Raw genomic sequence first — 14,164 nt, 5'->3', positions numbered from 1 at the left:
GGGTGCGGCCCGTGGCGGCGCGCGTCACAGCGTCCGCGTCTGGCCGCCGTCGACGTCCACGATCGCGCCCTGCACGTAACCGGCATCCGCCGAGGCGAGGAAGGCGACCACGCGCGCGACTTCCTGCGGCGTGCCGAAACGGGCCACGCGCAGTTGCCGCGCCAGCTCGGCCGCGGCCGCCTCCGGCGCGATGCCGCGCTCGTCGGCAAGCCGGTCGATCCGCTTTTGCGTGCGTTCGGTGGCGATCGCGCTCGGGTTGACCGCATTGACGCGCACGCCCTCGCGCACGCCGCGATCGGCCAGCGCCTTGGTCAGGTTGAGCAGCGCGGCATTGACGCTGCCGCCGATGGCGAACTCGGCGTTGCCGGTGCGGCCGCCGATGCCGGCGATGTTGACGATGCAGCCTTGCGCCTGGGCCAGCGCCGGCCACGCCGCGCGGCACAGCCGCATCGCGCCGAAGAACTTGAGCGCGAAGCCGTCGTCCCAGTCGGCATCGGAAAACGCGAGGAAGTCGCCGCGCGGGGTGGCGCCGGCGTTGTTGACCAGCACGTCCAGGCGGCCGAAGCGCTGCAGCGTGGCGGCGACCACGCGCTGCGCGGCGTCGCGCTCGCGCAGGTCGGCCGCCAGCGCCAGGCCGGCGTCGGCGAACTCCGCGGCGAGCGTGTCCAGCGCATCGCGCGAGCGCGCCACCAGCGCCACCGCGCAGCCCTCGGCCGCGAGTTGCTGCGCGATCGCGCGACCGATGCCGCGGCTGGCGCCGCTGACCAGGGCGACCCGGCGCGGGGCGGCGCTCATGCCGCCAGCCGCGGGTGCAGGGAATAGGTGCCGAAAAGCGCGGTCTCGCCCAGCACGTGGCCGTGCATCGCGGCGAACACGTCGCCGGCGGCAAAGCGCGCGGGCAGCGCCAGGCGCTCGACGTCGAGCGCGAACAGGCGGAAGAAGTAGCGGTGCGGGCGCAGGTCGTTGGCCGGCGGGTAGGGGCCGTCGTAACCGCAGTAATCGCCGCCCATGTCGGGGTCGCCGGCGAACCAGCCGGTGTAGTCGTTCAGGCCCTGGCGGCTGCCGGCGGGGCCGGGCGGGTTGCGCTTGCCGCGGCGGGTGACGCCATCGCTGCAGCTGCCCGCGGCGATTTCGCGGACCTCGCCGGCAATGTCGGCGACCACCCAGTGCACGAAATCGGTGCGCGGCTGGGCCACCGGAATCTCGAGGTCGTCGCGACCCACCGTGGCCGGGTCGGTCGGCGCGTCGGTGTCGATGCACAGCAGCGCGAACGAACGCGTGCCCGCCGGCACCGCGTCCCAGGCCAGGTGCGGGTTGCGGTTGCCGCCGAACCCGTCGCGCGCGCCGAGCGCGAACTCCGCCGGAATCGGGCCGCGATGCTCGAAACTGTCGCTGCGGATGCGCATGGAACCCCCTCGCCGCTGTTGGAGGCCGCCATTGTAGAAGCGCGGCGCACTGCGCGCGGTGCGCCTGCGGAAATCACGGCATCGCCGCTCGATGCCGGCGGCGGATCACTGCAGCGCGGGTTGCGGCGCCAGGCGACTGGCCACCCAGGCCTCGGCGAAGCCGTCCATCCCGGCGCCCAGCAGGAAGCCGCAATGGCCGCCGCTGCCGGCGATCTCCAGGTGCACCTGCGGCGGCAGCGCCAGCGCGCGGAAGCCGTCGAGCGGGATCACCGGATCGTCGCTGGCCATCAGGATTTCGGCCGGTACCGGCAGCGCCGCCAGCCGCTCGCCGGCGATCGAATAGCCGTCGAAATACGCGTCCAGACTGGCGAACTCGGTGTGCCGCTGCACCAGCCAGCGGGTCAGCTCGCGCATGCCCAGCCGCAGCACGCGGTCGTCGAAGTCGTGGGTGCGCGGAAACAACGCGCGCTTGCGCAGCAGCGAGCGCCGCCAGCGGCGCTCGAAATGGTGCAGGTACACGGGCCAGCCCTGTTCCATGTGGGTCATCGTCCGCGCCGGATCCAGCACCGGGCAGACCGCGGCCACGCGCGTCAGCGCCAGGCCCGCGGCGGGCGCGCGCAACGCCAGACGCAGCGCGAAGTTGCCGCCCAGCGAATAGCCGGCGACCACCAGCGGCGCGCGCGGTCCCGGGGAGAAGCGGCGGGCGATGTCGCCGGCGGCCTGCACCACCTCGCCGATGCGGTTGGAGTGGAACAGCGCCTCGTTGAGGTGGTGGCTGTCGCCATGGTCGCGGAAGTTGAGCCGGAAGGTGGCGAAACCGCGCTGCAGCAACTGCGCCGCGGTCAGGCACATGTAGCTGGAGTCGGCGCTGCCCTCCCAGCCGTGCAGCAGCAGCGCCAGGCCGCGCGGGGCGACGCCCGGCAGCCGGCTGTACACGCCCTGCAGGCGCACCCCGTCGCCGCCGTCGACCACGTGCACGCTGCTCACCGTCCCCAGCGCCGCCAGCGCCCGCCGGCCGCGGCGCTGCCGCCACGGGCTGGAGCCGAGCATGGTCTGCAGATGGCCGTTGCGCAGCCACCACGGCGGCCGGTAGTCGACCGCGCGCAGCGGGCGGGCGCCGCCGGCGCCGGGCACGGCGCGCAGCAATGCGTCCGCCGGCGGTGGTGCCGCCTGCACGTCCGCTTCCATCCGCTCTTCCGCCGTCCCGAATTCCATTCCCTGCCGCTTCCCGATAGCCCCGCCCGCTCCGACCGCGGCATCCTACGGCGCCGCGGATGAGCGCGCCGTGCATGGGTGCGGCTGCCCGGGCGCGCGGCGGCCTAGTCCCGGCGCGCCATCGCCGCGACGATCCGCGCACGCGCCAGTTCGGCGATGCGGCGGCGGCCATCGGCGGCGCCGGGTGCGATCGGCTCCAGGAAGTGCACCTCGGCGCTGCGCGCCGGCTCGCCCAGCAACCGCAGGAAGTTGCCGGGGAAACTCTCGCCGGGCCGGAACGCGATCTGCGTCTGCGCCTGCCCGTCCGCGCCGTAGCGCAGCGCCACCGGCTGCACCGGCACCCCGGCCTCGACCGCGGCCAGGAAGATGCGTGCGTGGAACGGCCCGACCTCGCGGCCGTCGCGGGTGCGGCCTTCGGGGAACACCCCGACCGAACGCCCGGCGCGCAGCCGCGCCAGCATCGCGTGCAGCACGCCGCCCAGCGACTCGGTGCTGCCGCGCTGGTGGAAGATGGTCTCGCCGCGGCCGGCCATCCAGCCGACCAGCGGCCAGCCGGCGATTTCGCGCTTGGCGACGAACCCCATCATCCGCTGGCTGTGCAGCGCCACGATGTCGAGCCAGCTGACGTGGTTGGCGACGAACACCGCCGGCCCCGGCAGCGGCGTCCCGGCCCGGCGCAGGCGAAAGCCGAAGATCCGCATCAGCCCGCCCTGCCACAGCCGGATCGCGCGGTGGCCCAGCGGCTCGCCGCGCAGCTCGATCCCGGCAGTCAGCGGCGTCAACAGCAGCAGCACCAGCGGCAGGTCGACCAGCAGGTGGCCCAGCAGCAGCGGCAGCCGGTAGCCGTAGCGCAACCAGCGCACGCTCAACGTCCGCCGGCCGGCAGCCGGCCGGCGCGCGATGGGAAGGAAACGGTCATGGACTCATGCAGCGGACGGATCGATGCCCCGCACGGGCGGGACGGCGGCGCGGACCGGCGGGCACCGGGCAGCCGGCACCGACCGCGGCGATTCAGGTGAACTTGAACAGGCCCGGGCGCCAGGCGCGGACGTAGCTGCCGCGGCTGGAGGCGTAGCCGCTGCTGCTGCCGTAGCCCACGCCCATGTCGCGCTCGCGGCGCTGGTGCATGCGCTCGACCAGCTCCTCGCGGCGGCTTTCCAGCCAGTCGGCGTGGCCGACCTTGTCGGCCTCCAGGCCGCGGTGCCGGGCCTGGTTCTGGCGGAAGTCGCAGAAGTCGTCGTAGGCGTCGAGCTCGTGCCGCAATTCGCGCACCGACAGCTCGATCATGATCGCGTCGTCGAGGAAGCCCAGCACCGCGACGCTGTCGGGGATCACGTCGTCGGGATCGCAGAAATACGCCAGCGCCGACAGCACGCGCTCGCGGTCGGCCGACGGCAGCGCCCAGGCCTCGTCGCGCACCATCGCGATCATGTCGTCCAGGCGCAGCAGCCGCTGCAGGATGAAGTCCGGGATCTGCACCTTCTGCGCGTCGCTCAGCAGTCGCGCCGCGCAGTCGACGATCTCCTGCGCCGACTTGCCGTTGGCCGCCTTCTTCGCGGCGGCCATCGCCGCCTGGAAATGCTCGAGGTCGCGATCGTTGAGTTCGAAGTTGAGCGAGATCGACATGGCGGTCCGGAGCGGAAAGGAAGGGAAGACGCGCAGACTAGGGCGGCGGCCGCCGGTGCGTCAATCGAGAATGAACGCAAATCCGGCCGGGTTGCGGCCGCGCGGTCAGCGCGCGCGCAGCGGCACCGCCGCCAGCGTCAGCCGCGAGATGCAGACCAGGCGCCCGTGCGCGTCCTCGATGCGGATTTCCCAGACCTGGGTGCTGCGGCCCACGTGCAGCGGCCGCGCGGTGCCGGTGACCGTGCCCTCGCGCACCGCCGCCAGGTGGTTGGCGTTGATCTCGATCCCGACCACGCCCTGGCCCTCCTCCACGCACAGGCCGCCGGCGCTGCTGCCCAGGGTCTCGGCCAGCAGCACCGAGGCGCCGCCGTGCAGCAGGCCGTACGGCTGGCGGGTGCGGGCGTCGACCGGCATCGTCGCCCGCAGGTAGTCCGGGCCCAGCTCGGTGAACTCGATGCCCAGCGGGCGCATCGCGGTGCCCTCGGACAAAGCGTTGAGCTCGGCGAGGGTGGTGGCGCGACGGAACAAGGTCATGCGGCAAGGATAGGCCATCGGTGGGGTGACCTCCGGCACGTTCGACGATAGTCTTGGTGTTGTAGATTACTACCACACCAGTTCATCTGGGCTTCAGGAACCGCCGCCATGACCCGCCACCCCCGCAACCTCGTCCCCGAGTTCCGCCTGGTCCGGCCGGCCGCGCCCCCGCCGGCGGCCCGCCGCGCCGTCTACCGCGAGCGCGAGCCGGGCGTGGGCTACGGCAACAGCAGCGGCTACGCCAGCGACCGCCACTACGCGCAGGGCTGGCAGGGCCAGCCACGGTTCCGCTGCGGCTGAGTCCGCAAGCGGCCGGCGCGACGGCCCTCCCCCATGTCGCGTCGGCCGCTTGCTTACCGTCCGCCCGCAGCCTCGGCACGTGCGGACCGGCGTTGTCGCCCGGCCGCAGGCCAGCTTGCGGCCACGCGCCGAGGCGGCGGGACACAGGCATGACCGGCGCCTTGCGCCGCGACCACCGGCCGCACTACAGGATCGGCGCCAGACCCGCACCGAAGGCGGTGAAGATCCGGGTCAGCAGCGGCTTCAGGCCGAGCGCGACCTCGGGGAAATCCCCCACCGGCCGGTGGCAGACGCCGAACGCCGGATCGAACGGCGAGCGCGGCGCCGGGCAGTCCGGCCCGGGCACGAATTCGTAGCTGGTGGCGTAGCGCACCGGCCACAGGTCGAAGATCGGCATCCGCTCCGAGATCTTCGCCAGCGTGTATTCCAGCCCCGAGAACAGCGGCGGGTCCGGGCGCCGGGCGATGGTCCAGGCGTTGCCCGGGGCGATGTCGCGGCGGATGCTGGCCGCCAGCGCCCGGGCGAATGCGGGATCGTCGATCACCACCGCGCTCTCGGTGTTGTAGTGGTCGCTGCGCGGATCGAAATTGTGGGTGCCGACCACGCCGACGCGCTCGTCCACCACCAGCGACTTGGCATGCAAGCCGATGCGCACCCCGGCGCGCGCCAGCGGCACGCGTTCGTTGGCGCTGCGGCGGGCGTAGCGCAGCGCCGCGTACTCGCTTTGCAGCGGACGCCGGTAGCGCTGCGCGTGCGCGCCGTCGTCGGCACGCGCCGCCAGCAGCCGCGCCCGTGCCTGCGCGATCTCCTCCTCGCTGGGCACCGGCGGCAGGGTCGCGCCGGTGGCGGCCAGGTCGATCGGCGCGTCGGCCGGGAACGGCTTGAACTCGTGGATCTCGAAGCCGAAATCGCGCAGGTAGCGGCGCTTGTACTTGTAGGACAGCGCGTAGGTGATGAACGAGTCGGTCGACGCCAGCGAGTTGGTCGAGACGATCACCCGCGGCGGCGACGCGCGCCGGTGCAGCGCACGGAACAGGTCCTGCGCCGGCTGCGACAGCACCAGGTAGGGCGTCTGCAGCAGCACCTCGTCGCGCGCGGACTCGATCAGCGTGCGCAGTTCGCCGCTGGCCGGCGCCGGCAGCGGCTGCTCGGCGCGGTGCTTGCGCGGCAGGTCGGCGATGTAGGCGACCGCACCGACCGGCAGCGCGGCCGCGGCCAGCGCATCGATGCGGGCGCTGTCGTCGGCCGCGCGCGCGACCTGCGCCACCCGCCGCGGATGCTCGAACGGCGCCTGCGGCAGCGCCGGCACCCCGCTGCGCAGCAGGCGCCGGCCGACATCGTGCAGCTGCGCCGGCGGCAGGCTGCGCTCGTCGTCCCAGAACGCCTGGAAGTTGGCGGCCATCGCCTGCGCCACCGGGCCGGCGACCAGCACGTCGCGGTCGCGGAAGTTGTACTCGTCGTTCCAGTCGTAGTAGTCGTCCTGGTAGTTGCGCCCGCCGGTGATCCCGACCGTGCCGTCGACCAGCAGCAGCTTGCTGTGCATGCGCTGGTTGAGCCGCTGCCAGCAGCAGGCCGCGGCCAGCAGATACTGCGGATAGCTCAGGCGCGCGCGGCCCAGCACCGGGTTGTAGATCCGCAGCGAGAAATTCGCGTGCGCGCCGGCCAGCGCGGCCAGGGTATCCACGCGCTTGAGCGCCGACAGCTGGTCGACCAGCAGCCGCACCCGCACCCCGCGCCGCGCCGCGGCCAGCAGCTCGTCCAGGAACAGGTGGCCGGCGTCGTCCTCGTCGAAGATGTAGGTCTGCAGGTCGATGCTGGTACGGGCGCTGCGGATCAGGTCGATCCGCGCCAGCAGCGCGTCCTGGCCCTGGTCCAGCAGCAGCGCGTAGTGCCGCGGCGCGCCCGGCGCACTCTGCGCGAACGCGCGCGCGCCGAGCCGGTGCAGCGACGAGGGCCGCGCGCAGGCATCGGCGCGGTCGCAGTCCAGCGCGGTCGCGCGGGCTGCCTGCGCGATCTGCGCGCTGTGCGTGCGCTGCGCCGGCGACAACGTCGCGCAGGCGGCGCAGGCCAGCGCCAGCAGCAGGGCGAGCGCATGGCGGCCGCGGCTCATGCCCCGCCGTCCGCGCGCAGCCGGATCCGCAGCGCGAAGGCCACCTCCTCGGAGATCGCGACCCGCCAGCGGCCCATGTCGAAGTCGCTGCGGCGGATGCGGCCGCCGGCGACCACGTCGCAGTCGCGCCCCGGGCGCGCACAGGTCGCCGGCTCGATCAGGAACACCGTGTGCCGCGCGATGCCGCGGATGCGCAGACTGCCGCCCAGCGTGCCGCCGTGCTGCAGCAGCGCCGGCGGATAGGGGTCGGAGAGGAATTCGACCTGCGGCCAGCGCGCGGCGGCGAAGAACCCCTGGCCGCGGGTGAAGCGGGTGTAGCCGGGATGGCCGAGGATCTCGACGTCGCCGGTGGCCAGCTCCAGGCGGACGCGGCGGCGGCCGTCGGCGAGCGTGTCGACCTCGCCGCGCACGCTCGGGAAGCGGCCCTGCAGGGTCTGGCCCCAGCGCGTCTGCAGGCTGAACCCCGCGTGCGAGGCGGCGCCGTCGATCTCCGCGGCCGCGGCCAGCGTCGCGGCCGCGAGCAGCAACGCGCCCCAGCAGCAGGCGCCGAGCCAGCGGACCGGCCGCCAGCGCTGGCTCACGGCCACCAGAAGGCGGAGAGGGTCGCGCTCCCGGGTTCGATCGGCGCATCGGCGGGCAAGCCCAGCACCACGATCGCGCCGGGCGGCAGGCCGCGGTAGTCGCCGGACTGGCCGCTGTGCAGCAGCGCGGCCAGGTGTTCCAGCCCGGGATTGTGGCCCACCAGCAGCAGCCGCTCGGCCTCGCGCTGGCTGTCGGCCAGCGCCGCCAGGGTGCCGGCGGTGGCCTCGTAGATGCCGTCCTCCAGCCGCTGCTCGACGTAGCCGATCGCGCCCAGCACCGCTTCCAGGGTCTCGCGCGTGCGCCGCGCCGGCGAGCACAGCACGCAGTCGGGAATCAGGCCCTGCGCGGCCAGCCAGCGCCCGGCGGCCTCGGCTTCGGCCAGGCCCTCGGGCGACAGCGGCCGATCGAGGTCGGCCTGGCCGGCGCTGGCCGGTTCGGCATGGGCATGACGCAGCAGGATCAGTTCGCGCATCGCAGGAGACCGGGCAGGAAGAAACGGAGCGGCGGTGCGGCGGGCTGTCGCCGCCGGCCGCGGGCACGCGGCGATGATGCCATCGCCGCAGCCATGGCGGCGTGCAGGCGCGGTGCGCGCCCGGCCACGCCCGCTATTTGCGCAACCAGCGCAGCAGCGGCTGCCAGTCGTCCTGGTGCTCGCGCACCTGCGCGGAGTGGTAGTCGAACAGGCTCTTGCCCAGTCCGGTCAGCAGCGCATACGCCTGGCTGTCGCGCAATTGCGCCGCCAGCGGATACGGCCACTGTCGCCACAGGTCCAGCGCCTGCTGCGAGGCGTTGGTCCACGGCCGCAGCTTGTTGCCGACCAGACCCACGCGCAGCTCGCCACGGCGCACGCGCGCGGTCCTGGCCAGGGTGTCCAGGAACGGCACCGTGGCCTCGATGTCGAGCGTGGACGGCAGCACCGGCACCAGCACCGCGTCGGCGCGCTCCAGGAACGGCGCCAGCGCCGGCGCCATCGCCCCGGCCGCGGCATCGACCACCAGCGTCTGCGTGTCCTGCGGCAGTTGCCGCTGCCAGCCGCGGCCCGCGCTGCCGTCGATCGGCAGCACCGCGCTGTCGAGGCCGGCGCGGCGTTGCGCCCAGCGCGTGGCGGAACCTTGCGGATCGGCGTCGACCAGCACCGTACGCTGGCCGGACAGCGCCGCCTGCGCCGCGAGGTGGGTGGCGATGGTGGACTTGCCGACCCCGCCCTTGGAACTGGCCACCACGATCGTTTTCATCCGCGCCTCCGCCATGAACACGAAGTCCGCAGCCTAACACCGCGCCACGGCCCGCGCGGCGGTGTCCGCGCCCGCGCCCGGCGGCCACGCGCGGCTCAGCGCGGGTAGCGCTCGCCGACGTAGCGGCGCAGGCGCTCGGCCGCGGTGGCCAGGTCCGCGGCCAGCGACGGCAGCGGTGCCCAGGTGCCGCCGCGGCCGGCGGCTTCCAGTGCGGCCGCGGTCTGCGCCAGCTCGGGCGCGCCGATCATGCGCGCGGCGCCCTTGATCTTGTGCGCCTGCCGGGTCAGTGCGGCCAGGTCGCCGGCCGCGCACGCGGCTTCCAGCGCGGCCAGGTCCTGCGCCGTGCTGGCGAGGAAATCGTCCAGCAGGGTGCGCGCTTCGGCCGGGTCGCCGCCGGTGAGCGCGTCCAGCGTGGCCGGGTCCAGCGCCGGCGGGTGCGCCAGCTGCGGCAACGGCGCCGGCGCCGCATCCGCTGCCGGTTCCGGCGGTGCGGTGTGCGGCAGCCAGCGTCGCAGCGCCGCGGTCAGCGCCGGAATCCCGACCGGCTTGGCCAGGTAGTCGTCCATGCCGGCGGCCAGGCAGCGCTCGGCTTCGCCCTTCAGCGCCGAGGCGGTCAGGGCCACGATCGGGGTGCGTGCGCGGCCGTCGCGCGCTTCCTCGGCGCGGATCCGGCGGGCGAGTTCGTAGCCGTCCAGGCGCGGCATGTGCACGTCCGACAGCAGCAGCGCGAAACGCCCGCTGCGCCATTGCTCCAGGCCCGCGGCGCCGTCCTCGGCGGCCTCGCTGGCGTAGCCGGCCAGCGCCAGCTGGCGCGCGATCACCATGCGGTTGGTCGGATGGTCGTCGACCAGCAGCACCAGGCTGCGCTCGCGCTCGGCTTCCGCGACCGTGGGCAGGCGGCGCACGGCGAGCCCGGTCGCCGCCGGGGCGGCGGCGGCTTCCGGCCCGACCTCCGCCAGCGGCGCGCGCGGCAGCGTCAGCGTCAGCCGCAGCGTGGTGCCCAGCCCCGGCACGCTTTCCAGGCCGACCTCGCCGCCCATCAGCTCGGCCAGCCGGCGGCAGATCGCCAGCCCCAGGCCGGTGCCGCCGAAGCGGCGGGTGGTGTCGCCCTCGGCCTGCGAGAACGGCTGGAACAGCCGCGCCTGCGCCTCTTCGCTGATGCCGATGCCGGTGTCGGTGACGCGGAAGCTCAGCAGGTCGCGGCCGTGCGCCAGGTCGTCGCGCGGATCGCCGCCGCGCCATTCCAGCACCGCCTGCACCGAGCCGGCCTCGGTGAACTTGATCGCGTTGGAAAGGAAGTTGCCGAGGATCTGCCGCAGCCGCAACGCGTCGGCGTAATGCGCCGGCGGCACCCGCTCGTCGACGCTGCAGGTCAGGGTCAGGCCCTTGCTCGAGGCCGAACCGCTGAAGTTGGCGACCACGCTGTGCAGCACCCGCGCCAGGCTGGTGGCCGCCGGCTGCAGGTCCAGCCGCCCGGCCTCGATCTTGGAGAAGTCGAGGATGTCGCCGATGATCTGCAGCAGCGACTGCGCCGAGGACTGGATCACGTTGAGCGCGCGCCGCTGCTCGGTGTCCAGCGCGGTGTGCGAGAGCACCTCGACCATGCCGGTGACGCCGATCATCGGGGTGCGGATCTCGTGGCTCATCGCCGCCAGGAACGCGCTCTTGGCGTGGTTGGCCTCGCGCGCCCGCGCCTCGCTGTCGCGCAGCGCGTGCTCCAGGCGCTTGAGCGCCGACAGGTCGGTGGCCACCAGCAGCAGCCCCAGCGGCTGGCCGGCGTCGTCGTGCATCGGCGACAGCGCCAGCAGCACCGGCAGCGCGCGCCCGCGGCGGTTGCGCAGCGCCATCTCGCGCGGCGCCTGCTTGCGCGCGGCCAGCCGCTGCAGCGCGTCCCAGCCGGGGGCCACGTCGCCACCGCCGGCACGCGACAGGCTCTGCGCCAGCGCCTGCAGCGAGTCCGGCTCGAACAGCTCGTGCAGTTGCCGCCGCCCCAGCAGGTCGGCCGCGGGCCAGCCCAGCAGGCGCTCGGCGAACGGGTTGATCCGGGTGACCGTGCCGTGCTCGTCGGCCGCCACGATCGCGGTCTGCGCCGCGTCCAGCAGCGAGCGCTGGAACGCCTCGCGCTGTTCCAGCGCCTCGCGTACGCGCTCGTTGCGCACCAGCTGGTCGGTGAGCTCGGCCTCGAACTTGAGCACGTCCGAGCGCATGTCCAGGAACGCATCCATCACCTCGCCGAACTCGCCGCGCGGGCGCGCGCCGGGCGCGGCCACGTAGTCGTGCTCGCGCATGCGTTGCGCCAGCCGGGTCAGGGCCTCGATGCCGCGGTAGGCGTCGCGCAGGATCCGCTGCCCGGCCAGCGTCGCCACCAGCAGCGCCAGCAGCGACAGGCCGATGCGCAGCGCGCTGTCGCGGTAGCCGCGGCGCACCTCGGCGCGGACCTTGGCCTGCGCCTGCAGCATCGCCTGGTCGCTGAGCGTCTGCAGCCGGGTGGCGACCGGATCGATCGCCGGATACAGCGCGCCGTCGGCGAAACGGCCGAGCGCGGCGATGTCCTGCTGCACCAGAATCGCGCGCAGCTCGACCGTGGCGCGGTCGGCCCGCAGCCGCGCCTGCGCGGTCTGCGCGAACAGCCGCTGCTGCGCCGGCGTCCGCGGCATCGCCTCCAGCTCGCGCCAGTGGCGCTGGATCGCGGCGTGTGCGCGGTCCAGCGCGGCCACGCCGTCGGGCCAGTCGATCAGGTAGTTGCGGACCTTGAAGGTGGTGTCGACCACGCCCAGGCTGTAGCCGTCGGCGACCGCCTTGAGCGCGTGCAGCCGCCCCAGCGACTGCGTCTCCAGCGCGCGCAGCGACTGTCGCGCGCGGTGCTGCGCGATCTCGTCCAGCAGCAGCACCGCGGCGCCGGCCAGCAGCAGCAGGCCGAACAGTGCCAGCAACTGGCGGCGGATGCTCGGGTTGGCCGGGCCCAGACGCACCGCCGCGGCTCAGTGCTCCGGGCGCCGCCAGCGCGCGACCGCCGCCGCCAGCTCCGCGCCGGGGACCGGCCGTGCGATCAGGTAGCCCTGGGCGACGCCGCAGCCCAGCTCGGCCAGCATCTGCCACTCCTCGGTGGTTTCCACGCCCTCGGCCACGACCTGCAGCTGCAGCTTGCGCGCCAGCTCCAGGCTGGCCTCGATCACCGCGCGCTTGCGCGGCTCGGCGTGCGCGCCGGAGACGAAACCCTGGTCGATCTTGAGTTCGGTGAAGGGGATCCGCGAGAGCTGCGCCAGCGACGAATAGCCGGTGCCGAAATCGTCGATCGACAGGCCGAAGCCCTTCAGCCGCAGCCGTGCCAGCACCCCGAGCCCGCGCGCGGCGTCGGCCATCAGCGAGCTTTCGGTGATCTCCAGCATCACCTCGCCCGGGTCCACGCCGTGGTCCTGCACGATCTGCTGGTAGTGGTCGGGAGCGGCCGGATCGGCGAGCGTGGACGGCGACACGTTGACCGACAGCTTCAGGTGCAGGCCGTCGTCCTCCCAGCGCCGCTTCCAGCGGCAGGACTGCTCCAGCATGCGGTCGGTCAGCTGCGGCGCCAGGCCCTCGCGCTCGAGCAGCGGGATGAACTGCAGCGGCCGCACGATGCGGCCGTCGCGACGTTGCCAGCGCGCCAGCGCCTCCACCGACACCGCGTGGCCGTTGCCGAATTCCACCTGCGGCTGGAACCACGGCTGCAGCTCGTCCTCGCGCAGCGCCGCGCGGATGTCCTCCAGGCCGACCTCGACCGGCTCCTCGTCGTCGCGCTCCTGGCGGCGGCTCTCGTAGCTGGCCAGCACCACGCGCAGCTTGTCCGCGGTCAGCGGCTTCTCGACGCTGCCCAGCACGTGCAGGCCGTAGGCGCGGGCCATGGTCTGCACGGTGTTGAGCAGTGCGGCGTCGAGCGCGCTGACCAGGGCGACGCCGCGCGCCAGCCGCTGCTGGGCGACATGGCCGATGAACTCCACGCCGTCCATGCCCGGCATGTCCAGATCCACCAGCACCACGTCCGGGGGCTGCGCCAGGCGCTGCAGCAACTCCAGCGCGGCGATGCCGTCGGCGGCCTCGTGCACGGCCTGGATGCCGAGCTCGGCCAGCAGCCGCAGCGCCATCCGGCGCTGGAAGCCGTGGTCCTCGACCACCATCACCTGCAGTACCGGCAGGGTCATCGCACCTCCCCGAGGATGCCCGTCGTCCGGCCAGCGTACTCCAGCGCGGGGGTGGCGTGGTGGCCACCGGGGGGTGGACGGCGCGCGCGACGCGCGGCAAGGCGGCGATGCGAGTGGCGCGCGTCAGCGCGCGGCGGTCGCCAGCAGCCCGTCGCCGCCGCCGCGGGCGCGCGCCCGGGCCAGGATCTCGCGCGCGCTGCGGCCGCTGCAGCCGAACCAGCGCGAGCCCGACAGCCACTCGGCCTCGTCGGCGTAGGCGAACAGCAGCTGGCCCTGCTTGAGCGTGTCGATCACCGCGCGCGCCACCTGCGGGCGCAGCGCCGGGCAGCCCCAGCTGCGGCCCAGCCGGCCCTGGCGCCGCGCCTGCGCCGGGTTCACGTAAGCGGCGCCGTGCATCACGATCAGGCGCCGGCGGGCGTTGTCGTTGAAGCCGGGGTCGAGCCCGTCCATGCGCAGCGAGTAGCCGTTGCCGCCGACGTAGGTGTCGGCGGTGGCGAACAGGCCGAGGCTGCTCTGGTGGCTGCCGTCGCGGTTGGAAAATGCGGTGGCGAGATTCTCGCCGCTGCCGCGGCCGTGGGCGACGTGCTCGTCGTACAGCAACGTGCCGCGGTGCAGGTCGAACACCCACAACCGCGGCTGGGTCGAGGGCCGGGTGTAGTCGATCACCGCCAGCCGCGGCGCGTCGGCGATGTCGCCGGCGGCCAGCGCGCAGCTGCGCGCTTCCAGCGCCAGCGCCAGCACGCCGCGGTCGGCAGCCGGGGCCAGCCGCGACAGCCGCGCCAGCAGCGCGGCGTTGCGGTCCTCGGCGGTCGGCGCCGATACGGATGCCGGGTGCGGGGCCGGCGCGGCCGCGGGTGCAGGCGGCCGCGCGGTGGCGGCGGTCGCCGCGCGCGGCGCGGAGGCGCTGCTGGCGGCCAGCACGACCGCCGTCAGCCCGCTCAGGGCAAGATGAAAACGCGACATGCGCCGCAGGATAGC

Annotated in this window: 14 protein-coding genes; 1 reads left to right on the top strand and 13 read right to left on the bottom strand. The window is 74.2% G+C overall.

All coding sequences use genetic code 11. The features are described 5' to 3' along the window. Positions 1-24: 24 nt before the first annotated feature. From D0Y53_RS03970 to D0Y53_RS03945, 6 genes are all read right to left on the bottom strand, one after another. Entirely contained in the window at positions 25-795 is a 771-nt protein-coding gene (locus D0Y53_RS03970) for an SDR family oxidoreductase (protein ID WP_117201909.1), read from the bottom strand. Beyond that, positions 792-1,406: a YbhB/YbcL family Raf kinase inhibitor-like protein gene (locus D0Y53_RS03965; protein ID WP_117201908.1), complete on the bottom strand. Its 615-nt coding sequence runs from the start codon at positions 1,404-1,406 to the stop codon at positions 792-794. The genes D0Y53_RS03970 and D0Y53_RS03965 overlap by 4 nt, the downstream gene beginning before the upstream one ends. A 105-nt stretch (positions 1,407-1,511) precedes the next feature. Next, positions 1,512-2,513: a YheT family hydrolase gene (locus tag D0Y53_RS03960; protein ID WP_233511650.1), complete on the bottom strand. Its 1,002-nt coding sequence runs from the start codon at positions 2,511-2,513 to the stop codon at positions 1,512-1,514. A 212-nt stretch (positions 2,514-2,725) separates the two neighbouring features. Further along, positions 2,726-3,490 (bottom strand): lysophospholipid acyltransferase family protein, encoded by a 765-nt coding sequence (locus D0Y53_RS03955; protein ID WP_199491998.1) that lies wholly within the window; start codon positions 3,488-3,490, stop codon positions 2,726-2,728. Between the two features lie 142 nt (positions 3,491-3,632). Continuing rightward, positions 3,633-4,247 carry a YkvA family protein gene (locus tag D0Y53_RS03950; protein ID WP_117201905.1) on the bottom strand — a complete coding sequence of 205 codons (615 nt, stop codon included), beginning with the start codon at positions 4,245-4,247 and terminating at the stop codon, positions 3,633-3,635. 105 nt (positions 4,248-4,352) lie between these two features. After that, complete coding sequence (locus D0Y53_RS03945; RefSeq protein WP_117201904.1) at positions 4,353-4,781, bottom strand: hotdog fold thioesterase; 429 nt, start codon at positions 4,779-4,781, stop codon at positions 4,353-4,355. 108 nt (positions 4,782-4,889) lie between these two features. Here D0Y53_RS03945 and D0Y53_RS03940 point away from each other — a divergent pair, with 108 nt between their 5' ends. Continuing rightward, complete coding sequence (locus D0Y53_RS03940; RefSeq protein WP_117201903.1) at positions 4,890-5,081, top strand: hypothetical protein; 192 nt, start codon at positions 4,890-4,892, stop codon at positions 5,079-5,081. A 184-nt stretch (positions 5,082-5,265) separates the two neighbouring features. Here D0Y53_RS03940 and D0Y53_RS03935 read toward each other — a convergent pair whose 3' ends face one another. The 7 genes from D0Y53_RS03935 to D0Y53_RS03905 form a co-directional block, all read right to left on the bottom strand. Further along, positions 5,266-7,191 (bottom strand): phospholipase D family protein, encoded by a 1,926-nt coding sequence (locus tag D0Y53_RS03935; RefSeq protein WP_117201902.1) that lies wholly within the window; start codon positions 7,189-7,191, stop codon positions 5,266-5,268. Continuing rightward, on the bottom strand, positions 7,188-7,772 hold the full coding sequence (locus D0Y53_RS12830) for a YceI family protein (protein WP_158550566.1): 585 nt from the start codon (positions 7,770-7,772) through the stop codon (positions 7,188-7,190). The genes D0Y53_RS03935 and D0Y53_RS12830 overlap by 4 nt, the downstream gene beginning before the upstream one ends. Then, positions 7,769-8,245, bottom strand: a complete 477-nt coding sequence (locus D0Y53_RS03925; protein WP_117201901.1) for a SixA phosphatase family protein — start codon at positions 8,243-8,245, stop codon at positions 7,769-7,771. Before D0Y53_RS03925 ends, D0Y53_RS12830 begins: the two co-directional genes overlap by 4 nt. Positions 8,246-8,378: 133 nt before the next feature. Further along, positions 8,379-9,008 (bottom strand): ParA family protein, encoded by a 630-nt coding sequence (locus D0Y53_RS03920; protein ID WP_117201900.1) that lies wholly within the window; start codon positions 9,006-9,008, stop codon positions 8,379-8,381. Positions 9,009-9,103: 95 nt separating this feature from the next. Then, entirely contained in the window at positions 9,104-11,980 is a 2,877-nt protein-coding gene (locus D0Y53_RS03915; RefSeq protein ID WP_147318998.1) for an ATP-binding protein, read from the bottom strand. A 9-nt stretch (positions 11,981-11,989) separates the two neighbouring features. Beyond that, positions 11,990-13,186: an EAL domain-containing response regulator gene (locus D0Y53_RS03910; RefSeq protein ID WP_117201898.1), complete on the bottom strand. Its 1,197-nt coding sequence runs from the start codon at positions 13,184-13,186 to the stop codon at positions 11,990-11,992. 123 nt (positions 13,187-13,309) lie between these two features. Continuing rightward, the gene (locus tag D0Y53_RS03905; protein WP_117201897.1) at positions 13,310-14,149 is read right to left on the bottom strand and encodes a murein L,D-transpeptidase catalytic domain family protein; all 840 of its coding nucleotides are present in this window, start codon (positions 14,147-14,149) and stop codon (positions 13,310-13,312) included. Between the last annotated feature and the right edge of the window lie 15 nt (positions 14,150-14,164).

It is taken from the genome of Cognatiluteimonas weifangensis (assembly GCF_003416885.1).
In the GTDB taxonomy this organism is placed as follows: domain Bacteria; phylum Pseudomonadota; class Gammaproteobacteria; order Xanthomonadales; family Xanthomonadaceae; genus Cognatiluteimonas; species Cognatiluteimonas weifangensis.
This window is presented reverse-complemented; position numbering and strand designations above follow the sequence as displayed.

Excerpts from the sequence above, each read along its gene's own strand:
- D0Y53_RS03950 (WP_117201905.1), bottom strand. The coding sequence starts at position 4,247 with ATGTCGATCTCGCTCAACTTCGAACTCAACGATCGCGACCTCGAGCAT.
- D0Y53_RS03945 (WP_117201904.1), bottom strand. The coding sequence starts at position 4,781 with ATGACCTTGTTCCGTCGCGCCACCACCCTCGCCGAGCTCAACGCTTTG.
- D0Y53_RS03920 (WP_117201900.1), bottom strand. The coding sequence starts at position 9,008 with ATGAAAACGATCGTGGTGGCCAGTTCCAAGGGCGGGGTCGGCAAGTCC.
- D0Y53_RS03970 (WP_117201909.1), bottom strand. The coding sequence starts at position 795 with ATGAGCGCCGCCCCGCGCCGGGTCGCCCTGGTCAGCGGCGCCAGCCGC.
- D0Y53_RS03925 (WP_117201901.1), bottom strand. The coding sequence starts at position 8,245 with ATGCGCGAACTGATCCTGCTGCGTCATGCCCATGCCGAACCGGCCAGC.
- D0Y53_RS03940 (WP_117201903.1), top strand. The coding sequence starts at position 4,890 with ATGACCCGCCACCCCCGCAACCTCGTCCCCGAGTTCCGCCTGGTCCGG.
- D0Y53_RS03935 (WP_117201902.1), bottom strand. The coding sequence starts at position 7,191 with ATGAGCCGCGGCCGCCATGCGCTCGCCCTGCTGCTGGCGCTGGCCTGC.
- D0Y53_RS03905 (WP_117201897.1), bottom strand. The coding sequence starts at position 14,149 with ATGTCGCGTTTTCATCTTGCCCTGAGCGGGCTGACGGCGGTCGTGCTG.
- D0Y53_RS03965 (WP_117201908.1), bottom strand. The coding sequence starts at position 1,406 with ATGCGCATCCGCAGCGACAGTTTCGAGCATCGCGGCCCGATTCCGGCG.
- D0Y53_RS03910 (WP_117201898.1), bottom strand. The coding sequence starts at position 13,186 with ATGACCCTGCCGGTACTGCAGGTGATGGTGGTCGAGGACCACGGCTTC.